Origin of the sequence: Paraburkholderia podalyriae (assembly GCF_014397785.1) — a bacterium.
In the GTDB taxonomy this organism is placed as follows: Bacteria; Pseudomonadota; Gammaproteobacteria; order Burkholderiales; family Burkholderiaceae; genus Paraburkholderia; species Paraburkholderia podalyriae.
Genome location: NZ_VZQQ01000078.1, coordinates 1 through 23,809, shown reverse-complemented (window position 1 = coordinate 23,809; position 23,809 = coordinate 1). Strand labels below are relative to the sequence as shown.

At 62.1% G+C, this 23,809-nt stretch carries 14 protein-coding genes and 3 pseudogenes; 2 read left to right on the top strand and 15 right to left on the bottom strand.

Translation table 11 applies throughout. The annotated features are described in order from the left end of the window. Positions 1–539 precede the first annotated feature (539 nt). Positions 540–2,537: an RNA polymerase sigma factor RpoD gene (gene rpoD / locus F6X42_RS37530; RefSeq protein ID WP_187638929.1), complete on the top strand. Its 1,998-nt coding sequence runs from the start codon at positions 540–542 to the stop codon at positions 2,535–2,537. 253 nt (positions 2,538–2,790) lie between these two features. Here rpoD and F6X42_RS37525 read toward each other — a convergent pair whose 3' ends face one another. The 14 genes and pseudogenes from F6X42_RS37525 to norR form a co-directional block, all read right to left on the bottom strand. Beyond that, positions 2,791–3,894: a YjgN family protein gene (locus F6X42_RS37525; RefSeq protein WP_187638928.1), complete on the bottom strand. Its 1,104-nt coding sequence runs from the start codon at positions 3,892–3,894 to the stop codon at positions 2,791–2,793. A gap of 625 nt (positions 3,895–4,519) precedes the next feature. Beyond that, positions 4,520–5,115 (bottom strand): annotated as a pseudogene (locus F6X42_RS44720) (aminotransferase class I/II-fold pyridoxal phosphate-dependent enzyme); the annotation flags it as partial. A gap of 52 nt (positions 5,116–5,167) precedes the next feature. Next, entirely contained in the window at positions 5,168–6,340 is a 1,173-nt protein-coding gene (locus tag F6X42_RS37515; protein WP_187638927.1) for an NAD(P)/FAD-dependent oxidoreductase, read from the bottom strand. Between the two features lie 105 nt (positions 6,341–6,445). Further along, complete coding sequence (gene amaB / locus F6X42_RS37510; protein WP_187638926.1) at positions 6,446–7,945, bottom strand: L-piperidine-6-carboxylate dehydrogenase; 1,500 nt, start codon at positions 7,943–7,945, stop codon at positions 6,446–6,448. Positions 7,946–8,115: 170 nt separating this feature from the next. Next, positions 8,116–9,027: a LysR family transcriptional regulator gene (locus tag F6X42_RS37505; protein WP_187638925.1), complete on the bottom strand. Its 912-nt coding sequence runs from the start codon at positions 9,025–9,027 to the stop codon at positions 8,116–8,118. A 112-nt stretch (positions 9,028–9,139) separates the two neighbouring features. Beyond that, positions 9,140–10,522, bottom strand: a complete 1,383-nt coding sequence (locus tag F6X42_RS37500) for an MFS transporter (protein ID WP_187638924.1) — start codon at positions 10,520–10,522, stop codon at positions 9,140–9,142. A 273-nt stretch (positions 10,523–10,795) separates the two neighbouring features. Beyond that, positions 10,796–12,094: pseudogene (locus F6X42_RS37495) on the bottom strand (MFS transporter). Between the two features lie 48 nt (positions 12,095–12,142). After that, on the bottom strand, positions 12,143–13,888 hold the full coding sequence (locus F6X42_RS37490; RefSeq protein ID WP_246530434.1) for a glycoside hydrolase family 43 protein: 1,746 nt from the start codon (positions 13,886–13,888) through the stop codon (positions 12,143–12,145). Positions 13,889–13,980: 92 nt separating this feature from the next. After that, on the bottom strand, positions 13,981–14,784 hold the full coding sequence (locus F6X42_RS37485; protein WP_187638923.1) for an HpcH/HpaI aldolase/citrate lyase family protein: 804 nt from the start codon (positions 14,782–14,784) through the stop codon (positions 13,981–13,983). Beyond that, the gene (locus F6X42_RS37480) at positions 14,781–16,169 is read right to left on the bottom strand and encodes an MmgE/PrpD family protein (protein WP_187638922.1); all 1,389 of its coding nucleotides are present in this window, start codon (positions 16,167–16,169) and stop codon (positions 14,781–14,783) included. Before F6X42_RS37480 ends, F6X42_RS37485 begins: the two co-directional genes overlap by 4 nt. Positions 16,170–16,185: 16 nt before the next feature. Then, a complete protein-coding gene (locus F6X42_RS37475) occupies positions 16,186–17,364 on the bottom strand; it encodes a CaiB/BaiF CoA transferase family protein (RefSeq protein WP_187638921.1) in 1,179 nt (392 codons plus the stop codon). Positions 17,365–17,380: 16 nt separating this feature from the next. Then, entirely contained in the window at positions 17,381–18,544 is a 1,164-nt protein-coding gene (locus F6X42_RS37470; RefSeq protein WP_187638920.1) for an acyl-CoA dehydrogenase family protein, read from the bottom strand. 18 nt (positions 18,545–18,562) lie between these two features. Further along, positions 18,563–19,417, bottom strand: coding sequence for an HTD2 family dehydratase (locus F6X42_RS37465; protein ID WP_187638919.1), 855 nt, complete (start codon positions 19,415–19,417; stop codon positions 18,563–18,565). A gap of 186 nt (positions 19,418–19,603) precedes the next feature. After that, the gene (gene norR, locus F6X42_RS37460; protein ID WP_187638918.1) at positions 19,604–21,199 is read right to left on the bottom strand and encodes a nitric oxide reductase transcriptional regulator NorR; all 1,596 of its coding nucleotides are present in this window, start codon (positions 21,197–21,199) and stop codon (positions 19,604–19,606) included. Positions 21,200–21,337: 138 nt separating this feature from the next. On the opposite strand from norR, the gene hmpA reads away from it, so the two are divergent. Then, on the top strand, positions 21,338–22,519 hold the full coding sequence (gene hmpA / locus F6X42_RS37455; protein ID WP_187638917.1) for an NO-inducible flavohemoprotein: 1,182 nt from the start codon (positions 21,338–21,340) through the stop codon (positions 22,517–22,519). A 133-nt stretch (positions 22,520–22,652) separates the two neighbouring features. Here hmpA and F6X42_RS37450 read toward each other — a convergent pair. Beyond that, a pseudogene (locus F6X42_RS37450) lies at positions 22,653–23,683 on the bottom strand (transporter). Between the last annotated feature and the right edge of the window lie 126 nt (positions 23,684–23,809).

Here is a 23,809-nt window from a genome sequence, read left to right as displayed (position 1 = left end):
TTATCGGCTGTTAGTTTTTAAAGATCGTTCCGCCCAACCCGCAGCACCTGCACCACAACCACCGGCACCGCTTCGTTTGCGTCGCTGCATCTGCAGCAGAGAAGCGAGATTATGGAGAGCGGTCCGTATTCAGTCAATACCCTTCAGCGAATTTCTTTTGGGGGACAGCCTGCGACGACACAGCTTTATGTGTACAAAAAAGACACGAAGCCCCTTGCACAAGGAGCAACATGCCTCTATCTAGGTTGGGTCGCGCGCATGCACACGGACTGCACACCCCGCAGCCTCACGCATGCATGCGACAACAGCCACGATGATTTGATGTGCACCCATGAGCGCGAACCCCCAAGCTCGTATATAATGCGAGCCGCGCAAAATTTCGCATATCCATCGGCCCGCTTCGAGCGGGCTCATCTTTTTTGCTCCCCAGAGCACAGCCCAACAACCGCGTTGAGTCACATCAGGTGATGCTGAGCCCTGCTCGAAACGCCTGACGGTAGCGTCTTGCGTCTCATAGCGAAGCCTCTAGAGGAAATTACGTGAACCCTTTTGATCGCGAAGATTCGCAACACGAAGCCGCCGCCTTCACTGCCAAAGTTCCGTCCGGCCGCTCGGCCAAAGGCAAGGGCGCCGGCAAAGCGATCCCCGTGGCAGCCGATCTGCCGCCGCAACAAGCCGAAGAACGCCAGCGCCTGATGCGTGCACTGATCCAGTTGGGCAAAGAGCAAGGCTACCTGACCCACGCGCAGATCAACGACCACCTGCCCGACAACTTCACGGCAACCGCCGCGATCGACAGCATTGTTAGCGCGTTCAGCGACATGGGCGTGCAGGTCTACGAGCAGGCGCCGGACGCGGAGACGCTGCTGCTCAACTCGAACGCCCCGTCCGTGGTGTCAGACGACCAGGCCGACGAAGAAACCGAAGTCGCGCTGTCGACCGTCGACTCGGAGTTCGGCCGCACCACCGATCCCGTGCGTATGTACATGCGCGAAATGGGCGCGACCGAGTTGCTCACGCGCGCAGGCGAAATCGCGATTGCAAAGCGCATCGAAGACGGCCTGCACGAAATGGTGCAGGCGATCGCCGCGTGCCCGCTCGCGATCTCCGCGATCCTCGCGAGCGCACAGCAGGTCGCCGACGGCGAGTTGCGCATCGATGAACTCGTCGACGGTCTGAATGAAGAGACGGCCGCCGCAGAAGAAGTCGCGAGCGCCGATGCGGACGCCGAGGAAGACAGCGATGCCGACGCAGAAAACGACGAAGAAGACGACGATGACGCCAGCGCGGCCGATTCGTCCGCGGCGGACGAAGCTCGCCTGAAGCAGCTCACGAGCGACTGCCTCGAAATCTTCGCCCAGGTCGGCATTCTGTACGACCAGATGAACGCGGCGCACACGCGCGGCGACGTCACCTCGAAGGCCTATCTGCGCGCCCGCGAAGACATTCAGCAGCATCTCGCGAAGATCCGCTTCACCGCACGCACGATCGACCGTCTGTGCGGTGAGGTGCAGCACCAGGTTGCGCAGGTGCGCGCGATCGAGCGCAACATTTTGCAGATCGTCGTCTCGAAGGCCGGCATGCCGCGCGAGAAGTTCATCGAAACGTTCGCGGGTAGCGAGGCCGACCTTGGCTGGACCGAGCGTGCCGCGCGCACCGGCGCGTCGACCTATGGCGCGGCGCTCGAGCGTCATCTGCCGGCGATCCAGTCCGAACAGCAGAAACTGATTGACATCGAAGCGACGGTGTCGCTGCCGCTCAAGCATCTGAAAGAGATCAATCGGCAGATGGTGGCCGCCGAATCGAAGATGCGCAAGGCCAAGAGCGAGATGATCGAGGCGAACCTCCGTCTCGTGATCTCCATCGCGAAGAAGTACGTGAACCGCGGCATGCTGTTCCTCGACCTGATCCAGGAAGGCAATATCGGTCTGATGAAGGCCGTGGACAAATTCGAATACCGTCGTGGCTGGAAGTTCTCGACGTATGCGACGTGGTGGGTTCGTCAGGCCGTCACGCGTTCGCTCGCGGATCAGGCGCGCACGATCCGCGTGCCGGTCCACATGATCGAAACGATCAACAAGCTGAACCGCATTTCTCGCGAGATCCTGCAGCAGACCGGCCAGGAAGCGCATCCGGCGGTGCTCGCGGAACGCATGGAACTGTCGGAAGAGAAGGTGCGCGGCATTCTGAAGATCGCGAAGCAACCGGTGTCGCTCGAAACGCCGGTCGGCGACGACGGCGATGCGACGCTGGGTGACATGATCGAAGACGCTGGCGTGTCGTCGCCGGCGGATGCCGCGATGCAGGCCGACCTGCGCGCCGCGATCGACGACGCGCTTGACTCGCTGTCGCCGCGCGAAGCGAAGGTGCTGCGCATGCGCTATGGCATCAACACGAAGTCGGATCACACGCTCGAAGAAGTGGGCAAGCAATTCGACGTGACACGCGAGCGGATCCGTCAGATCGAGAGCAAGGCGATGCGCAAGCTCATGCATCCGAGCCGCGCGGACCGTCTGAAGTCGTTCCTCGACCGATAAGCGTCTGCCATGCTTGCCGTGCGCTGCACGGCAAGCTGACACACCCTCAGAATCTAGCAGCGGGATGAACCGGTCGACGGTGAGTCCCGCTGTTTGCTTTGTGCTGTACCTTCCGGTAAGCCCTCACACGCGCGAGTTCTTCGCTTCGCTGCTCCGTTGTTATCTACCGATTTTGGGAACAAGCCTGTGGGCAACCTGCGCATGACTGCGCTCACTCATTGAGCGCATCGAGTGAGCGCATTGAGTTTCGTGTTCAGAAGGCGCCCCCATGATCGAGCAGGTTCAGCATGCCTTCGCCGGTCAGCGGCGCCGCCACGGTGTTTTGATCCAGCATGTGCGGATCGAGGTAGCCGGAAACCTGCAGCGTGTCGGCGGCAAAGCGCATCCGCCGATGCAGCACGATCGGCGCGCCGAAGCCGAGCGTGAACACGATGGTCGCAAGGTTGCCGCACTGCAAGCCGATCAGACGCGCAACGCTGACGTTACTGTCGAAATGCAATTGCGAGCCGAGCGACATATTGCCCATCACATGGCGCGTCAGCGCCGCGACATAAAAGCCGCGGATCAGCATCGTGCCGATGGAGAACAGCGCATAAAACAGAAACAGCGATCCGAGCGCGGCCCGCGACGGCGCCGTAGCCGCCCCCAGCACGTGGCCGACATGCATCGACGCGAGAGCGCCCTTCAGGAACATCATGAACAGCACGGTGAACAACACAACCACGCCGACGAACGTAACGAGAAACAGACCGTAGACAGCCCACGCGCGCCCCTTGAAGCGAAACGCCAAGCTACCGAAGCTGCTTTCGTTGATGCGACGCTCCGTGAGACGCATCGATGACCACGGCGTCATCTGGCCAAGCGTGAGTACGCAGAGCAGCGCATACAGCAACGTGCGCACGCCGTATCCGAGCGCCGAGCCGGTCATGCCGCCGCGAATACCGCACCACTGCGTGCGGCTTAGCCGATAGCGCTGCGCGCCGAAAAACGCGCCCGCCGCGAGCACGACGATCAGCAGATATAACGCGATGACAGGCACCGCAACGACTGCCACGCTTTTCGTCAGCATGCGCAAGACTACGCTCAGCGCACCGGCCGCGAACGCCGCGCTGAACACGACCACGATTGCGAACAGAAAGCCCTTGAATAGCTCGCCCCCGGTGCCCGTGTACTCGAAGCGCTCGTCCTGAAACCGCATGTGCGTCCAGACATAGCGGCGGTTATTCGTCGTTGCCCAGAAGCGGTAAATGCCGAGGGTCAAAATTTGCAGCAGAAGGTTCTTGAAAAAGATCCCGTAGAGGTCGCCGAGCGTGCCGTCGTAGATCAGCAGCGGCCGCTTCTCGTCGAGTGAATTCATTGCATTGCCCTCTTTTCCTCATTTGATGTTTTTGTGGCCCGCTCACGCATCTCGTGCGGCACTTGTATGCGGCATGCGTGCGGGAACGCGACGGGCGACGGTTATTTCCCACGCGAAGACCGGCTCGTGTGGCGCGAGCCCATGTAAAACCGGTCTTTCAGCCACTCAGGGAACCAGGCAAAACGGAAGCCGGCCGGTAAACAGGATAATTACACGGTTTCTTAACTTTATAAATGGCATTTCCGCATATAAATCGGCCATTTCCATTACAAGTTTTAGCAACAGGCGAATTTATTCGAATTGCATATTCTCGAAGATAAGGCGCGCAATAACGACTTCATTCGGAGCGATCGCTCGCGGGCCCTCTCACGCGTGCGGACCGCTCGACGCGGCAAGCCCGTGCGGCTTCACCTGCAGCATGCCGAGGTCGGCCTGATAGAACGGCATGTGGGGAGGAAAACGATTGCGCATTCGCACGCAATGCGATTCGCAATTAATAAGGAATGCGGTGAGTTCTGTTAAATGGCCACAATTTTTGGCGTTTACATAAAAAACCTGGCTGCACATTATATGCTCGCCGGATAATTCGCCGCATTGCACTGATTGCGTTGACGCGATCAAGATTTTATTTCCGCTCAACGTACTGCTCGAGCGCGCGCTTCATTCGGCGCAAGCCGGTTTCAATCTCCTCCACACCCGGCGCGGCAAACGACAGACACAGCGCCGCCCTATCGACCGCGTCCTGATAAAACGCGACGCCCGGCACGAACATTACGTTCTGTTCGATGCACACGCGCAGATAGTCGGACGCATCGCGTACCGCGTCCAGACGCGCCCACACGAACATGCCGCCCGCCGGACGACGAAACGCGATCTGCGTGCGCGAGCATCCAGCCGACGCGCAAACCCGGCGCGACGATCTTCGACAGGTGTACAGCAGTTTCAGCGCGGGACGCAGCGTGCCCACTTCGAGCAATGCGGCGAGCTGCGCGACGTCGAGGCCGTGTTGATCCACGGGCACCGTGACAACGTCGGCCTGTTGCAGCTTCAGCGCCTGCAACGTGGCCGGATACGCGGGCTGCTCGACGAGTGCGACGTCGCCGGCGCGACCATCCCGCGCAGCAGCAGATCGAAGCCTTGTTGCGAGCCGGTCGTCACCAGCAGGACCGCTGGCGCGCATGGGGCGCCGCGCCGCGTCATCAGCTGCGCGAGCTGGTGACGGCCGCCTGCCTTTCGTGTGATATCGATTGGAATAAAGGCACTACACCAGTGACTACACCACGTTCCTCTCGACGATCGGCCGGTTGTCGAGCACGCGCACAAAGCTTAGTGAACTGAGGTCGAGCGTCGCATAGCGGCCATGCAGAATCAATTCGCTGATGCCGCGTCCGGTTGCCGGTCCTTGCTGCAAACCGTGGCCGCTGAAGCCGTTCGCGAAGATGCAGTTCTCGACCTCCGGATGATGGCCAATGATCGCGTTCTGATCGAGCACGTTGTATTCGTAATAGCCGGACCAGCAGTTCTGCACACGCAGCGCCTCGAATTGCGGCACGCGATTGGCGAGCGTCGGCCAGATCACTTCGTCGAATAGCGCGTGATCGACTTCGTCGAGCGGTAGATCGTCGGGGTCGTTATCGGCCGATGGCGACGTGCCGCAGATATAGGAATTGCCTTCGGGCCGGAAGTACACGCCGCTCGGATCGATCAGCAGCGGGCAGCGTTCGAGCTTTGCCGGCGACGTCACGTTGAAGATGCTGCGCCGCCGCGCATAGACGGGCAGGTCGATGCCGATCATCTGCGCGACCTTGCGCGACCACGCGCCGGCCGCGTTGACGACGACGTCGCACGCATAAGCCTCGCCGTCCGCGGTTTGTACTTGCGTGACGCGGTTGCCGTCGCGACACAGCGCGGTGACGTCGGCCGCGACATAGCGCGCGCCGAGTGCCTGCGCTTTCTTGCGCAGCGCCTGCACGAGACCGTAGCCGTCGAACCAGCCCTCGCCGCTTTCGCCATAAGCGCCGGCGACGAGGTCGTCGGTATTGAGCCAGGGGAAGCGCGTTTGCAAGTCGTGCGTGTCGAGCAGGCTGATATTTGCGCCGAGGCTCTTTTGCAGCGCGTGGTTTTCGCGCAGCGTCGCTTCACCGGCGGTTGTCGCGAGAAACAGGTAACCGCCTTCGTGCAGATCGATCGAGGGCCGCGTGCCGCCGACTTCGAGCCGCTCGCCGATCGAGCGCAGAAACTCGATGCCGAACAGCGACATCTGAATCGAAAGCGGCGTCGAAAACTGCTGTCGGATCGACGCCGCCGACAAGGCGGACGACGAACGCGCATAGGTCGGATCGCGCTCGATCACCGTGACGCCGACTGTCGGATCGGACAGCCGCAAAAAATACGCAATCGAACTGCCGATCACACCACCGCCGACGATCACGACTTTCGAACTCACGTCTCACTCCACGAGTAACGCTGCAGCTCCGGAACGCCGGGCGGCGCAAACGGATTGTTAAAGAGCGCGCGAGTCGGCGCGCGTCATCACTTCGCGCTCGCGCCCTCAGTCGAGATTGAAGTCGATACCCTGAGCAAGCGGCAACGCCGACGAATAGTTCACCGTATTGGTCGCGCGACGCATATACGCCTTCCACGCATCCGAACCCGATTCGCGGCCGCCGCCCGTTTCCTTCTCGCCGCCAAACGCGCCGCCGATCTCCGCGCCGCTCGGTCCTATGTTGACGTTCGCAATGCCGCAGTCGCTGCCTGACGCGGACACGAAGCGTTCCGCTTCGCGCAGGTCGTTCGTGAACACGCACGACGACAAACCGTGATGCGCGGCATTGTTCGCCTCGAGCGCATCGGCGAACTCGGCGTAACGCAGCACGTAAAGAATCGGCGCGAAGGTTTCCTTCAGCACGACCGACGTTTGCGACGGCATCTCGACGATAGCCGGACGCACGTAGTAGCCGCCCTCATAACCCTTCACTTCGACACGCTCCCCGCCGAACACCTTGCCGCCCTCGGCCTTCGCCTGCTGCAGCGCTTCCTGCATGCGCTCGAACGATTGACGGTCGATCAGCGGCCCCATCAGCGTGCCCTTTTCGAGCGGATTGCCGATCGGCACGCGGCTATAAAGCTGCTTCAGACGCTCGACGGTCTTCTCGTACACGCTATCGTGCACGAACAGACGGCGCAGCGTGGTGCAGCGCTGACCGGCCGTGCCGACGGCCGAGAACAGGATGCCGCGCATCGCGAGTTCATGGTCGGCCGTCTGCGTGACGATGCCTGCGTTATTGCCGCCGAGTTCGAGCAGCGAGCGGCCGAAACGCTTCGCCACTTCGACGCCAACCTTGCGACCCATTCCCGTGCTGCCCGTCGCGCTGACGATCGACGCGCGCGGATCGACCACCAGCTTTTCGCCCACGTCGCGACCGCCGTTGATCAACGCGGTCAGACCGGCTGGAGCGTCGCCGAATTCCTTGAGCGCATCTTCGAGAATCCTGTTCACGGCCAGCGCCGAGAGCGGGGTCTTTTCCGACGGCTTCCAGATCACTGCGTTGCCGCACACCAGCGCGAGCGCCGCATTCCACGACCACACCGCCACCGGGAAATTGAATGCCGAGATCACGACGCAGGTGCCGAGCGGATGCCACGACTCCGCCATCCGATGGCCCGGGCGCTCGGACGCAATCGTCAAACCATACAGCTGGCGCGACAGACCGACCGCGAAATCGCAGATGTCGATCATCTCCTGCACTTCGCCCATGCCTTCCTGCAGGATCTTGCCGGTCTCCAGCGAGACGAGGCTGCCGAGCGCCTGCTTCCGTTCGCGCAGCCGATTGCCGAGCAGCCGCACCAGTTCGCCGCGGCGCGGCGCCGGCACGTTGCGCCACACGGCGAACGCGTCTTTGGCCTGAGCGAGCGCCGCGTCGACCTCGACCGCCGTCTGGCTGGCCACACGGCCGATGAGCTCGCCGGTGATCGGCGAATGAACCGCGATATCGCCGGCTTGCGCGGCGTGGGCAATGCCGAGATCGGCGAGGATGGTGGACGCGTCCATGTGAACCCCTTTAATTTCCGATACGAAACAAGAGTAACTTCGGAAACTATACACGCGGGTTTTTGTGGCGGCAAGGAATGCTTGAGCAGTGAAATGCCGGTTGACAACGGGCGGCGGTGTTTCCAGAAGGAAACCCCGTGAGCTTCGGCGCGGTGTCTCCGGTCCGCGCGTCAAGCCGCTGTCGCGCCGTTCTCTTCCGCCACCGCGATCAACCGGTCGACCAGCGCACGGGCGAACGGCGGCAAGTCCTTCAGACTGCGCACGCAGATCTTCAGCTTGCGCTCGGCCCACGGATCGTTCAACCCGACGATCGCGATCTGCATCGTTTTTCTGTGCCGCAGCGCGACCGACTCCGGCACGATGCCGATTCCGACGCCCGCCTCGATCATCCGGCACGCGGCCTCGAAGTTACCGACCTGGATGCGAAGTTTGAGCCGCGCGCCGAGTGCATCGGCGGCACTGGTGATGAACGCGTGAATCGCGCTCGACGTCGGCAGGCTTACGAAGTTCGCGTTGAGCACCTGCGAGAAATCGACCGACGCCCGCCTGGCGAACGGATGATCGCACGACGTAACGAGCACGAGTCGGTCGTCGCGATACGGCAGCATCTGCAGATGCTCGGCATGCACGTTGCCCGCGACGATGCCGATATCGGTCGCGCTTTCGGCGACGCCCTTGACGATCTCGCCGCTCAGCACTTCGCGCAGATCGATGTTCACGTCCGGATGATCGCGCAGGAAACGGCTCAGCACGGCCGGCATGAACTCGCTGATCGCAGTCGTGTTGGCCCAGATGCGCACGTGGCCCTTGATGCCCTCGCCGTACTCCTGCATGTCACCGGCGAGGTGCTCGACGCGTTCGAGCACGAGCCGCGCGTGATGCACAAAGGCCTCGCCCGCGGGTGTCGGCGTCACGCCCTGGCTGGTGCGATAGAGCAGCTTGAAGCCGAGCTGCTCCTCGAGATTCTTGACCCGGTTGCTGGCGGCCGGCGCCGACAGGTGCGAACGCTCCGCGGCACGCGCGAGGTTGCGCGTGTCGGCGATGTGCAGGAGCAGGCGTAAATCGACGAAATCGAAGTGCATGATGAAAGCTGCTGGCGAAGCATGCGCAGGACAAACTTTCATCTTAACCGGGTGCGGTGGAATTTAGCCGGGGAAAGATCCGAATCGACGGCCCCCTTCATACGCGTACAGCCTACGCCGACTCTCGCATCATCTCCGCTTGCGGCATCAGCTCAACATCGGGCGAAATTTCTTCGAGCGTCTGCTGACTCGTTTCGATGCGCAGCGCGAGAATCGCGACGCTCAGCAACAGCAACACGCCACCGACCATCGTCAGCACGCCCGTCACGCCGAATTGCGTGTATAGCAGCAGCGCGACGTAGGGTGTCGACATCGAAGCCGCGCGGCCGCAGGTGCCGGCCACGCCCGTGCCACGCAGGCGATGCGCGGTTGGGAACAGCTCGGGGATATAACCGAACAGGCCGAGCGTGCAGACCGTGTAGATCGTCGTGACGAGCGCGAAGCCGACGACCGCGATCGGCACCGGCGCACGCATCTGCACGTAGACGAAGCCGAGCGCGATCGTTGCGAGTGAGAACAGCACGATGCCGTTGCGTCGCCCGAGGCGGTCCGTCACGAGATAACCGACGACAGCGCCGGCCGGCGCGCCGAACGACATCAGCAGCACGAAGCCGAGCGACTGCACGATGGTCAGGCCTTCGTTGACGAAGAACGTCGGCAGCCACGCGACGAAGCCGTACAGCGACATGTTGATCGCCATGCAGGTCAGCGCGGCGACCAGCGTGCGGCCGATCATGCCGCGCGCGAACAGCGCCGAGAACGGCGCGACCGGCACCTCGTGACTGACGACGCGCGCGACTGGCGGCAGCTTGCCGACCCGCGCCTCGACCTGTCGCTCGATCGCCGCAACGGTGGCCTCCGCCTCTTCGAGCCGGCCAACCGTTTCTAGCCAGCGCGGCGACTCCGGCATCCGATGCCGCAGGAACCACACGACGAGCGCGCCGACGCCCGCGATCGCGAACATGTAGCGCCAGCCGAGATGCGGAATCACCCAATACCCGATGGCGGTCGCGCCGAGCAGGCCAGAGTTGATGATCAGCGCGAGCAACGCGGTCCAGCGGCCGCGTGTGGCGGGTGGCACGAATTCGCACAGCGTGCCGGCCGCGACCACGAGTTCGGCACCGAGGCCGATACCCATGATGAAGCGCAGCAGGATCAGCCAGTAGATGTCCGGCGCGAAGCAGGCGGCGAGCGATGCGATGCCGAAGATCGCGAGGTTGGCTTGATACGAATAGCGTCGGCCGAAGCGGTCGCCGAGATAGCCTGACAGGCCCGCGCCAATCATCATGCCCATGAAGGTCGCGGAGATGAAGAACGAGCCGAGGCGGAGATCGGTGAAGCCGGTTTTGACCATCGCCGCGAGCGCACCGTTGGCGAGATAGATGTCGAAGGCGTCGAGGAAGGCGCCCGCGCCGATCAGGCCGAGAATGTTCCAGTGGAAGCGGCTGATCGGAAGGCGGTCCAGTCGGGCGCCGGAGTTGATGGGGGTTGGCAAAATTTGTCTCCTGTCTTCTCAAGCTGCGCGCGGGCGAGTGGCGCGCGCGCGGAACAGTTCTGCGAGGCTGCCTTTGTAGGATGCGGCGGCTCAGGGCAGAGTGCTGAACGGCCGTTGCTAAATCGTGCAGCGCCGTATGCCTTAAGAGTGCGACAGGTGACGTGAAGTGTGAATTGGGTTTTTTGGAGGTGGGTGTTCCGGTTTGATTAAGGGAATGGAAAAGAGGCGACTTGCATGCCTGAAAGGCTGCGGCGCATCGGAATGTCGCTCCATTTATCCAGTTGTCTGGTTCCGCGCGGCCGGCTCTGTGCCGGCGCTCCGCGTGACAGAGTCGCTGCGGTCCGTCCTCGTATTGATGAACCATGCGGAAATCGAAGCCAGCAAGAAACAGCCGACGAACAGGTGGAAGACGACATTGAAGTCGTTATTCGTGCTGGTCAGGATGTAACCGACGATCAGCGGGGAAAGGAATCCTGCCAACTGACCCGCTGCATTGACAAAGCCGATCGCCGACCCGACGACCTTGTTTGGCAGCGCGACATTCGGGATGGTGTACAGCGAACAGCCCGCCATGGTTGAGAAGAAATAGCCGATCGTCTGATAGAACACCGCCGTTTCCACAGTCGCGGCATGGGCCGTCAGATAGGCAAAGATCGCGGCCACAATGCAGCCGAGGACGACCAGCAATTCGCGACGATTGCGGAAGAACTTATCGGAGAGAAAGCCCGTGATGCAATAGGCGATCGTGCCGACCAGAAATGGCACCGACGCCATAATGCCCATTCTGGCCGTCGAAAGGCCGCGCGCCTTCAGCAGATACGTCGGGAACCAGCTCATGATTCCCCAGGAGGCGATGCTGAAAACGAACAAGGTGACAAAGCACCACCAGACCAGCGGCGTTTTCACCAATCCAGCAAAATCCACTTTGCCGGCGGATTCAGACAATGTTTGTTCGCTGGTTCCGATTTCCTTCAATTCGATATCCGAAACGTGCTTGCTGTCCTTCGGGCTGTTTCTCACATAGATCCAGCCGAATACGGCCATCGCGATACCGGGTATGAACAGACTCGTGAAAATGGCGCGCCATCCCCACGCGGCCATCACGGCCGCCACGAACAGCGGCGCCAGTGCGGGTCCCAGCGCATTCGTGGTCATCATCAGCCCGGTCGCCCGTCCCACTTCGCGCTTTGGGAACCATGCCGACAGTCCCTTGAACGCGGCGGGAGGAAACAGCGCTTCGCCAATGCCGAACGCGACCCGCACCACCAGCATCAAGCCGAGCGAATTGCACAGTCCGGTAAACGCGGTGAAAATCGTTCACCACGTGATCCCGATTGTCGTCATCAGCCGCGGGCCGAATCTGTCTGCCAGCAGGCCAGCCGGGATCTGACATAGCGCGTAGCTGAAAAAGAACGCACTGAGGATTCCTCCCATTTCCATCGCCGACAGATGAAACTCGGACGCAATAAATGGGATAGCCGCTGCCATGATCATTCTGTCCATATAACAGAGCAAATAGATCGCAAACAGAATGAGCAGAACGAAATAGCGATGTCTCCAGCGAAAGCGCATGAGGTCTTCCTTATTATTAAACGACAGCGATGACACGAAATCCGGGTTCTAGCCGGTCAGTTGGCGGTACGAGAACGACTTGAAATCCGCTGGCTCGCGAAAGCCGAGCATGTCGTTGACGGTGATACCTGCGAAAGCCCCCGTGAAGCCGATCGGGGTTGCATATTCATTGCTAAGTTTCGTGAAATCCTTTCCGAGTCCGAGGTCTTTCCAGTCGCCATGCGTCACGCGATAGCAGAAGCGCAGCTTCGCGTCCACGACGTGAAGCCGCAGGCCGATCACTGAGGCCTCGGGCAGCGTGGCCAGTCGATTGCCGTAGGCGAAGCTGCCGGCATCCATTTCCATGTAGGACAGGATTTTTGTGCCGTCGTCGTCGCGCGTGACGAACAGATAGTAGAAGGTGTTCTCGTCGTAACGCGCCATGAGCCCAGCCATGTGCAGATATGACATCGGCGAAAATTCCAGCGCCGTTTCGACTTCGAACTGCCAGTCACGGACGCGACAGGCCAGCAAGCTTTGGTGGAACCGCGAAGTCGGCGACTCTTGCCCCCTTATCCGCAGATAGCCCGGGTGTTCGTGAAGATTGCACCAGTCGTCGCTGATGGGAATGCGCAGACTCTGCAGTTCCAGCGGCAGCGCGGCACGTTGTCCAAAATCGATCGCCCAACTGCTGTCGAGCCTTTGCTCGATATCCGAGTCGATCGCAAAAGATTCGGCGGGAACCACTCCGCCGCTGGCGAGGCGGGGCCAGTCAGCGTGCCATTCGATCGGTGCGACGCAGGTCTCACGGCCTAGCGGTGAGCGCTTCGTGTGCGCATCGATTGGTCTCGATCCCAGGTACGTCATGTACCACTGGCCGTGCGGACCCTCGACCAGATTGCCGTGGCCGGTCCGCTGGATCCGTCCATTCGCGTCGCGCGACGTGAGCATCGGCGTGTCAGGATGAAACTCGTATGGACCGAAAATATCGCGGGATCTGGATACACACGTCGCATGCGTATAGCCTGTACCCCCCTCCGCGGTGATCAGGTAGTACCAGTCTCCCTTCTTCAGCAAATGCGGAGCCTCGTAGATCTGACACTTCATGAAGTAGTCGGTCTTCAGGCTGGCGCCTTTATAGATCACGCGCTCCTCCCCGATCAGCTTCTTTTCCTGCGGCGAGTATTCGCGCAGAATGATTCCGGCGAAAAGGTCCGCGTAAATGCCCCTGAAATCGCGCCGGATATAGGCCAGCCACTTTTTGCCCGATTCATCGTGGAACAGCGATGGATCGTATCCACCAGACACGAGATGCACAGGCTCCGACCAGGGGCCGGTGATGTCCGGGGCGGTCACGACGAAGTTATGCATGTCGCGCAGCGGGGATATCTTCTGCTCACCCTTCCATGCCTTGGTGTCGGTATAGACGAGCCAGTAAAGACCGTCGTGATAGGACAGCGCGGGCGCCCATATGCCTCCGGACGGCTGCTCTCCGATCAGGTTCAATTGCGATAGCCTGTCCAAAGGCGTTGCCCTGAGTTCCCAGTTGACGAAGTCTTTCGATTCGTAAATGAGAACGCCCGGGTACCATTCAAACGTTGACACCGCGATATACCACGCATCGCTGCCACGGCACACGCAAGGATCCGGATTGAAGCCGCGCAGAACTGGGTTTTGAATAGTACTCATCGGGAGGGTATTTTTCCGGCGTGGTGAGGGGCATAAATCTTCTTTTCCGCCAACGTCGAGTCGACGAATGACCGGATAGATGCTGGCGATTCGAGACCTTCGCAGCGAGTTTGTTACCGATGCCAATTTAATCTAGCATGTGACCTGCTGACTGTTCAAATGCGATGATGGGGGGTATTCCGTTGGGTGAGGTGGCTAGTCGCCGGGCAACTCGTCTTTCAGCCCAAAATCCTCCGTGCCCTCAGAATCACCGGCATATCGACCATCTTTCCATCCACGGCCACCGCGGCGCCATGACTCGCCTCGACAGCGGCAAGCATCCGCCGCGCCCACTCCACCTCGGCGTCACTCCACGCGTACGCGCGATGCACAGCGTCGATCTGCTTCGGGTGAATGCAAAGCTTGCCGCCAAAACCAAAGCGCCGCCCGCGCAGCGCATCGGCTTGCACCGCATCAGCATCGTTGATCGTCGTCGACACGCCATCCACCGGCGCACCAATGCCAGCCAGCCTCGACGCAAGCACGATCTGCGAGCGAAACAGATGCAACTCCTCACCTTCTCCATCGATGCCGAGATCGACCTGAAAATCCAGCGTGCCGAACACGATACGCAGCACGTGCGGCGCCGCACATAATTCCGCCAGGTTCGCGAACCCGTGCGCAGTCTCGACAATCGGCAGCACGTTCAAGGCCGGATGCGCGTTCGCCAGCACCGCGCAGATCTGTTCCCGCCTCTCGGCCTTCGGCAGCACGACTCCCGCGACGCCGACCTGTCCAACCAGCGCCGCAACATCGTCCGCGAACCATCTGGTGTCCGAACCATTGATACGCACCCACACTGCCCGCGATGCATTAGCTGATGCCGCAGCCAACACCGCCGCTCGCGCGGTGACCTTCTCGTCCGGCTGCACCGCGTCTTCCAGGTCGAGAATGACCGCATCCGCGCCGGCCGCATAGGCCTTGTCGAACCGCTCAGGCCGATTCCCAGGCACGAACAGATACGACCGTGACAACGCGCTCATGCCGCCACCGTCGTGCGCGACGCTGCATCAAATACCGAACCCATCTGCGTCTCTTCGGCAACCCGCCATGCGTTGCGAAGCAGCTGCGCCGCCTCCCCTTCACTAGCCGCACCCGAAAACGCCGCCAGCCGATGCAGCTTCGTCGCAATCTCATCGCGCGACAACGTATTCCCCGGATCGCCCTTCGGCTCGTCGACACGCCCATCGAACGCGCGGCCGTCGATCGTCGTCACCGTGACCTTGCCTATCCAGCGTGCGGGATAGGCGGCGTCGACTTCAGCGTCGAGCGTCATCGTGACCTTGTCGCGAAACGCGGCGATCTCGCTCGCGTCGAAGCCCTGCTCGAATTCGGTCACGCCCGCATAGCCGTGATGCGCGACGAGCCCGAGTACCGTGCCCATGTTGAACTTCGCCTGATGCACGGTGCGCGGCGTGACCACGGAGCCGAGTACGTCGATCGCGCCTTGATGCACGTGCGCCACGACCTTCGCCATGTCGCGCGGCGCGAGGCCATGCGTCCGCATGACCGCGAGCAACGCGTCGGCGGCCGGATGCGTATGGCGGCACGCCGCGTGATACTTGAACGAGGTCTCCGCGGTCGCCCAGCGGCTGCCGAGCCGATCGACGAGGCGCGCCGGATCGGCGTCGCTCGACATGCCCGCCGCCATGCCCTGCGCGCCTTCGAGAATGTGCGTCGCGCCCTTGAAGCCGTCGGCGGCGAGTTGCGCGGCCATCAGGCCGTTCGCGGCGGCCATCGCGGTGTGCAGTTGCTTCGAGTCGGCGGCATCGCGCAGGAATTCCCACAGGCCGCTCGCCTGCGTGCCCGCCGAGCCGAACGCATCGAGCATCTGCGACGGCGACAAACCGAGCAAGCGTCCCGCAGTTGCCGCGGCCGCGACCGTGCCGACCGTGCCCGTGGTGTGAAACACCCTGTAATGCGAACGCCCGAGAAATTCGCCGACGCGAATGCCGACCTCGTATCCCGCCACCGCCGCCGCGATGAAGTCGCGCCCCGACGTTCGCTTTGCCTGTGCCAACGCGAGCGCAACGGGAAACACCACGGTTGCCGGATGAAACACCGAGCCATTGTGCACGTCGTCCTGTTCGGCGAAGTGTGACGCCGCGCCGTTGATCATCGCGGCGAAATACGGCGTGGTGCGGCTGCGGTCGATCAGCACTTCGCAGAGGCCGTCGTTCGTCGCACCGGCTGCCGCGCGCGCAAACCGCGCGATCGTCTCGACCGGGCGCGCGCCCCTGCCGGCCAGCGCGGAGCCGAGCCAATCGACGTACAGGTTGACGGTACGCTCGACGACCTCGTGTGGGACGCTGTGGAAGTCGAGTTGCGCGGCGAAAGTGGCAAGCGTGAGACTGGGATGGTCGTTCATGGGGGTCGTTACTGAATCAGATCGTGCCCGCCGCGCGCAGCGCGTCGATACGCCCATCGTCGTAGCCAAGCTCACGCAGAATGGCTTCGGTATGTTGACCAAGCGTGGGCACAGGGTCAATTCTCGGCTCGATGTCGGAAGGTAGACCGGGCGGCCGCAATGCGGGTATCGCCCCCGCTGCCGTGGCGACTTCCTGCCAGCACTCGCGCGCCTTCAGTTGCGGATGCGCCCACACGTCGGCGAGCGTATTCATCTGCGCGTTCGCGATGCCTGCCGCATCGAGTCGCTCGATCACCCGCGCGGCGCTCAGCTTCGCGAACGCCGCGACGATCACCTCGCGCAACGCGTCGCGCGCCGCAGTGCGTTTCGAGTTCGATGCGAAGCGCTCGTCGGTTGCAAGTTCCGGCTGTTCGAGCACGCGCTCGCAGAACAGCTTCCACTCGCGTTCGTTCTGCAGGCCAAGCATGACGGTCTTGCCGTCGCCAGCGGGAAACGGGCCGTAAGGATAGATCGTCGCATGCGCGGCGCCCGCGAGCGCGGGCTGCGGCTGACCGTCGATCGCGTAGTAGAGCGGATAGCCCATCCACTCGACCATGCTCTCGAGCATCGACACGTCGATACGGCAACCGCGCCCGGTGCGTCCACGCTGCAACAGCGCGCTCAGAATGTTCGAATATGCGTACATGCCTGCCGCGATATCCGCGATCGAGCAGCCCGCCTTCGCTGGCGCGCCTGGAGAACCGGTGATCGACAGAAAGCCGGACTCGCTTTGAATCAACAGGTCATACGCTTTCTTGTCGCGATACGGACCGTCCGCGCCGTAACCGGAAATATCGCAGACGATCAGCTTTGGATACTTGTCGCTCAACGTGTGGTAGCCGAGGCCGAGCCGTTCGGCCGCGCCCGGCGCGAGGTTCTGCACGAGCACGTCGGCATCGGCGACCAACGCATCGAGAATCTCCGCCGCCGCGGGCTGCTTCAGGTCGAGCGAAAGACTTTCTTTCGAACGATTAGTCCACACGAAATGAGACGACAGCCCATGCACGCGTTCGTCGTAGCCGCGCGCGAAATCGCCGACGCCAGGCCGTTCGATCTTGATCACGCGTGCGCCGAGATCGGCCAGTTGCCGCGTGCAGAACGGTGCGGCAATCGCGTGTTCGAGGGTGACGACCTTGATACCGTCGAGTGGTCTCATGATGTCCGCCAGCGGGTCAGAACGAACGCGACAGCCCGAGGATATGCTCGGCCACGTACGAGAGAATCAGATTGGTCGATATCGGTGCGACCTGATACAGACGCGTTTCGCGAAACTTGCGCTCGACGTCGTATTCGCACGCGAAGCCGAAGCCGCCGTGAAATTGCAGGCACGCATTGGCCGCTTCCCACGATGCATCCGCCGCGAGCAGCTTCGCCATGTTCGCCTGCGCGCCGCACGGTTGACGCGCGTCGAAACGACGTGCCGCTTCGAAGCGCATCAGGCTCGCGGCCTCGACGTTGATGAACGAGCGCGCGATCGGAAACTGCACTCCCTGGTTCTGTCCGATCGGCCGGCCGAACACGACGCGCTCCTTCGCGTATTCGGTGACTTTATCGACGAACCAGTAGCCGTCGCCGATGCATTCCGCCGCGATCAGCGTGCGCTCTGCGTTGAGTCCATCGAGAATGTATTTGAAGCCTTGCCCTTCCTCGCCGATCAGATTCTCGGCGGGAATTTCGAGGTTGTCGAAAAAGAGCTCGTTGGTCTCGTGATTGACCATGTTCAGAATCGGCTGCACGGTCAAGCCATGACCGATCGCTTCGCGCAGATCGACGATGAAGATCGACATGCCCTCAGATTTCTTCTTCACGTCCCCGAGCGGCGTGGTGCGTGCGAGCAGGATCATCAGGTCCGAGTGTTGCACGCGCGAGATCCACACCTTCTGACCATTGATCACGTAACGGTCGCCGCGCCGCTCGGCGGTCGTCTTGATCTTCGTCGTGTCGGTGCCGGTCGTCGGCTCGGTCACGCCCATCGATTGCAAACGCAGATCGCCGTTCGCGATCTTCGGCAGATATTTGCGCTTCTGTTCTTCGGAACCGTGCCGCAACAGCGTGCCCATGTTGTACATCTGCCCGTGGCACGCGCCCGAGTTGCCGCCCGCACGATTGAGCTCTTCCATGATCACCGACGCTTCCGTGAGCCCGAGCCCCGATCCGCCGAAGTCATGCGGAATCAGCGCGGCGAGCCAGCCGGCCTTCGTCAGCGCATCGACAAACGCTTCCGGATAGCCGCGCGCTTCGTCGATCTTGCGAAAGTAGTCGCCGGAAAACTGCTGACACAGATCGCGCACGGCCTCTCGAATGTCCTGGAACGAATCGTGTTGCGTGGTTTGCATAATCGGGTCTGGTAGAATTCAGACGAGCGCGGCGGTCGCGCGCATGGTCAGATAACCTTCGTAGTCCTTCGCCCACAGGTCGATGGTCTTGCCGTCGGCGGAAGGCTTGCCGCATACCGTGAACGGCTGGTCCGCAAACGTGGGGCGAAGCGCGCGAAATGCGAAGCTTTGCAGCGTCGCTTGCGGCAGTTCACGGCGCACGAGATCGACGAGCAGCGTCGCAATCAGCGGGCCATGCACGACGAGGCCCGGATAACCTTCGACCTGCGTGACGTACCGATGGTCGTAGTGAATGCGATGGCCGTTGAAAGTCAGCGCCGAGTAGCGAAACAGCATCACCGCATCGGCATCGATCGTGCGGCGCCACGTTTCGCCTTCGGGCGCGGGCGCCGGTTGTTGCGGGCGCGCCCCTTCCTGCGGCGCGTCCTGCGGCGCGTCGCGATAGACGATGTCGTGCTCTTCCTCGAGCTTCAACTCGCCATCGACTTCGATCGTATGTTGCACGGTGACGAACACGAGGCGCCCCGAGCGGCCTGTCTTGTCCTCGATATTGGCGATCGTCGATGTGCGCTGTGCATGCTCGCCGACTTTCAGCGGCGCATGAAACGTGAGCCGGCCGCCAGCCCACATGCGACGCGGCAGCGGCACCGGCGGCAGGAAGCCGCCGCGCTTCGGATGACCGTCGGGACCGACTTCCGAGAGCGGCGCAACCGGCAGAAAGTACAGCCAATGCCACAACGGCGGCACGGTGCTACCGTTTTCCTCGCGATCGAGCGTGGCGGCGAGCGCCGTCAACGGAAACGCGGTGATGTCGTCTTCGGCCACCGTCTGCTTGTCGAGCCAGTCGTCGAGTTTCTCTGGTGCAGCGGACATGGCGGAGTCTCCAGATCAAAGGCGTTGGTCCTCGTTAGGGCCTACTATGACCGACGCGCTGCGTTCCGCGAATTTCGAATTTTCGAAGCGGGCCTTTGGTTTTGATTAAGACGTTAAGCCCGTCGCGCGGCGCTTGACAATCTGTTTTCAGCGCGATCAGCGATTCGAGCTCCCGCACCTGTTCGCTTATTTGAGCCCGAGCCGTTTGGCCAGCCGATTCAGATTCGCCCTGTCGAGACCGAGCTCGCGCGCCACCGCCGCCCAGTTCTGCCTGTTGCGGACCAGCGCTTCGAGCACGAGATTGCGTTCGAACTCGGTGACCGCGCTGCGAAAGTCTTTGGTCTCGCTTTCCTCGCTCTGCGTGTCGGTTTGATCTGCCTCGTGATCCGGCGCATCGGACAACGCGAAGTCCGCGGCCGTCAACGTCAGAATGCGGCGGCGCTCACGATTGGCTGCCAGCGCCTTCAGCGCACTCCGTCCGATCAGATGCTCGAGTTCCCGCACATTGCCGGGCCACGAGTAGTGCAGCAACGCGTCCTGCGCATCCGCCGCAAGACGCAGACTCAGCAACCCGAGCCGGGAGCGATTGTCTTCGAGGAAAAAGCCCGCAAGCAGCAGCACATCGCGGCCACGCTCGCGCAACGGTGGCACGCGCAGCGGGTAGACGCTGAGGCGATGATAGAGGTCCGCGCGAAAGCGGCCCGCGCGCACTTCTTCGGCGAGATCGCGATTGGTTGCGGCGATCAGCCGCACGTCGACGCGATGTTCGTGGTCCGAGCCGATGCGCTGCAACTGGCCGTTCTGTAGCACGCGCAACAGCTTCGCCTGCACCGCGAGCGGCAACTCACCGACTTCGTCGAGGAAAAGGGTGCCGCCGTCCGCGAGTTCGAACTTGCCGCGCCGATCCGCCGACGCGCCTGAAAACGCGCCGCGCACATGCCCGAACAGTTCGCTCTCGACGAGCGTATCCGGCAACGCCGCGCAGTTCAGACTGATCAGCGGCTTGTTCGCGCGCCGCGACAGCGCGTGGATCGCATTCGCGACCAGTTCCTTGCCGACGCCGGTCTCGCCGGTGACGAGCACGGTCAGATCGCTGCCGGCCACCACCTCGATCTCCTTGATCATGCGGCGATGCGCGTCGCTGCTGCCGATCAGCTCGCGTCGGCTCTCGCTGCTCGCCAGCCGATACGCTTCCGCGCGACGCTGCGCCTCTTCGCCATTGCGCGCCAACGCGTCGATGCGTTCGACGACGCTCACGGTCGCGGCCGCCAGGCCGAGAAACGCCTGTAGCGAGGCCATGTCGAGCGTGTCGAAGCACGCCGGATCGAGCGCGTCGAGCGTGAGCAACCCCCAAGGCTCGCCGCGGATGAACAGCGGGCACCCTAGACAGTCGTGCACTTCGAGGTGCCCGAGCGCCATGCCTTGAACGAGGCCGTCGTAGGGGTCGGGCAGATCGGAGTCGGCGGCGAAGCGCGTCGGCCCTGGCTGAGCCAGCAGCGCCTGAAAGCGCGGGTGCTCGGCGACGCGAAAACGCCGCCCGAGCGTATCGCTGCTCAAACCGTCGATGGCGAGCGGCACGAGCGTATCGCCTTCAAGGCGTAGCAGTGCGGCGGCGTCGCTCGGAAACAGCGAGCGCAGCGCGCTGAGCAGCCGCCGATAGCGCTCGCGCTCGGACACCTCGCGCGACAGGTCGAGAATCAGCGGGGTAAGAACCTCGAGCACAGCTTCCGTAGTCAGATCGACTGCGGATTGAGTCACTTCGACTAGAGTCGAATTAACCATTCTGATTACCAGATCATTGATCTAAATGCATTTTATACCTGGCACGAATCGTGGATAGTAAAGCCAGTCTGCCGAAACCGGCCTGCGACACTCGCTGATAGACAGACGCTCACACAGACTTTCATCAGGACTCAAACCATGCTATCCGCCGAACACCGCGCCATCATCAAAGCAACCGTGCCGCTCCTCGAAAGCGGCGGTGAGGCGCTCACCACACACTTCTACAACCTGATGCTCAGCGAGCATCCGGAAGTGCGCCCGATGTTCAATCAGGCCAATCAGGCAAGCGGCGCGCAACAGCGCGCGTTGGCCAACGGCGTGCTGATGTACGCGCGCCATATCGATCAGCTCGAACAACTCGGCGGCCTCGTCGCGCAGATCATCAACAAGCACGTGGCGCTGAACGTGCAGCCCGAGCACTATCCGATCGTCGGCAAGTACCTGCTGCGCGCAATTCGCGAAGTCCTCGGCGCGGATGTCGCGACCGATGCCGTGATCGAAGCGTGGGCCGCCGCCTATCAACAACTGGCCGATCTGCTGATCGGTCTCGAAGAGAAGATCTACGCCGAAAGTGAAACCGCCCCCGGCGGCTGGCGCGGCACGCGGCTGTTCCGCGTCGCGCGCAAAGTGCGTGAAAGCGACGAGATCACGTCGTTCTATCTGCGTCCCGATGACGGCGGCGAATTGCTCGCGTTCCAGCCGGGGCAGTACATTGGCATGCGTCTGCTGATCGACGGCGAAGAAGTGCGTCGCAACTATTCACTGTCCGCAATGAGCGATGGCCGCGAATATCGTATTAGCGTGAAGCGCGAACCGAACGGCACCGTGTCGAAATATCTGCACGAGCAGTCCAAGGAAAACGACACGCTCGACCTGTTCGCGCCGGCTGGCGAATTTACGCTGCAACCGGGCGATAAGCCGTTGGTGCTGATCAGCGGCGGCGTCGGTATCACGCCGACGATGGCGATGCTGCAAGCGGCGCTGAAGACCGACCGTCCGGTGCATTTCATTCATGCGGCCCGTCATGGTGGCGTGCATGCGTTCCGCGACGCTATCGATGCATTGGCCGCGCGTCATCCGCAACTGAAGCGCTTCTATTGCTACGAGCAGCGTCGTGCGGGCGATGCCGATGCGCACGCAGTCGGCTACGTCGACGAAGCGAGTCTGAAGAAGTGGCTGCCGGAAACGCGCGACGTCGACGTGTATTTCCTCGGGCCGGTCGCGTTCATGAAGGCGATCAAGAAAGGCCTGAAGGCAATCGGCGTACCGGAATCGCAGAGCCGTTATGAGTTCTTTGGGCCGGCTGCCGCGCTCGAATAGCGTGGTCGAGTAATCGACGAGTACTTGCCCTCTTTGAATCGTTGCAATGCGCATTCGAAGACGGGCATGCTCAGGCTTCGATCACGCCGGCGGGCTTGGCCTGGTAAAGAGCGGGTCAGATCCGCTGCGCGTTCTAGCGCTCCCTTCTGCGGCGAAACGCCCACCAGCCTGCCAGCCCGGTAAAGCCGGCGACCAGCAGCACCATCGGCCAGAAGCCATGCCTGTTCTCGGCGAGCGGAATGCCGCCGACGTTCATGCCGAAGAAACCGGCGACGATATTGATTGGCATCGCCAGCACCGTGACGAGCGTCAACGTGAATAGCGTGCGGTTGTTCTGCTCTTCGAGGCGCGAGGTGATTTCTTCCTGCAACAATCTGACCCGCTCGATCAATCCCGCCACGTCCGAAAGCACGACCGAGAACTCCTCGGTCGATTCACGCAGATCCTGCACGTCTTCCGCATGAAGCCAGCGAGGCGGCCTCGCCAGCAAGCGGAAAATCGCGCCCGGCTCGGGCGCCAGCATGCGCTGCAGGCGTGTCAGCGTGCGACGCATCGCGCCGAGGTCGAGGCGGTTTTGCGTCGGCCGTTGCGACAGAAAGCGATCCTCGATTCGATCGGCATCGGCACCGGTTCGGCGGACGATCTGCACGAGCAGGTCGGCCTGGTCGCGCATCAGATGAACAAGCAGCTCGGCAGGCGACCTGAATGTTTCCCCTTCGCGCACCGACGCGCGCAAACGCTCGACCGAGCGCAGGGGCTTCAGCCCCGCCGTGACGATGAGCCGCTTGTCGGCGTGGATCCACAGCGTCGCGATTTCGGACGGGATGAATTCGAGGTTGAACATGACGTCGTTGACGACCGCGCGCAGTGCGCCGTCCGCATGCTCGATCCGCGTCGAATGCGAGCCTTCGCGCAACGCGTCGAAAAACGTCTCGGGCAGATCGAGCTGCGTCCGCATCCAGCGCTCGCTCGCGCTATGTGAAGCCACAGAAACTCGCCGTCGTGCTTTGCGGCAGTGCCGGCATCGTCCTCGCGCTCGCGGAACCAGTCGATGACTTCGTCCGCGTCGATCGGCTGCCCGGCAAGCGTCGGCGAAAACCGGAATCCGCAGACCATCCCTGACGAATCCGCGCCGTAGGTTTGCAATGCCAGATCAGATTTCAGGCTATTTCAAAAGTGGAGTGGGTAATGCGGCTCACGAGGCATGTGGATTGAAGGCCGAGAAGTCGAGCTTGCCTGCGATCAGGAACAGCACGGTCCGCATGGTTTTGAAGCTGGCGTATCCGCGCG

What these genes read in the sequence shown, in the direction of transcription:
- F6X42_RS37525 (WP_187638928.1), bottom strand. Translation starts at nt 3,894, where the DNA reads ATGAATTCACTCGACGAGAAGCGGCCGCTGCTGATCTACGACGGCACG.
- amaB (WP_187638926.1), bottom strand. Translation starts at nt 7,945, where the DNA reads ATGGACGCGTCCACCATCCTCGCCGATCTCGGCATTGCCCACGCCGCG.
- F6X42_RS37505 (WP_187638925.1), bottom strand. Translation starts at nt 9,027, where the DNA reads ATGCACTTCGATTTCGTCGATTTACGCCTGCTCCTGCACATCGCCGAC.
- F6X42_RS37485 (WP_187638923.1), bottom strand. Translation starts at nt 14,784, where the DNA reads ATGAGCGCGTTGTCACGGTCGTATCTGTTCGTGCCTGGGAATCGGCCT.
- F6X42_RS37480 (WP_187638922.1), bottom strand. Translation starts at nt 16,169, where the DNA reads ATGAACGACCATCCCAGTCTCACGCTTGCCACTTTCGCCGCGCAACTC.
- F6X42_RS37475 (WP_187638921.1), bottom strand. Translation starts at nt 17,364, where the DNA reads ATGAGACCACTCGACGGTATCAAGGTCGTCACCCTCGAACACGCGATT.
- F6X42_RS37470 (WP_187638920.1), bottom strand. Translation starts at nt 18,544, where the DNA reads ATGCAAACCACGCAACACGATTCGTTCCAGGACATTCGAGAGGCCGTG.
- F6X42_RS37465 (WP_187638919.1), bottom strand. Translation starts at nt 19,417, where the DNA reads ATGTCCGCTGCACCAGAGAAACTCGACGACTGGCTCGACAAGCAGACG.
- norR (WP_187638918.1), bottom strand. Translation starts at nt 21,199, where the DNA reads ATGGTTAATTCGACTCTAGTCGAAGTGACTCAATCCGCAGTCGATCTG.
- hmpA (WP_187638917.1), top strand. Translation starts at nt 21,338, where the DNA reads ATGCTATCCGCCGAACACCGCGCCATCATCAAAGCAACCGTGCCGCTC.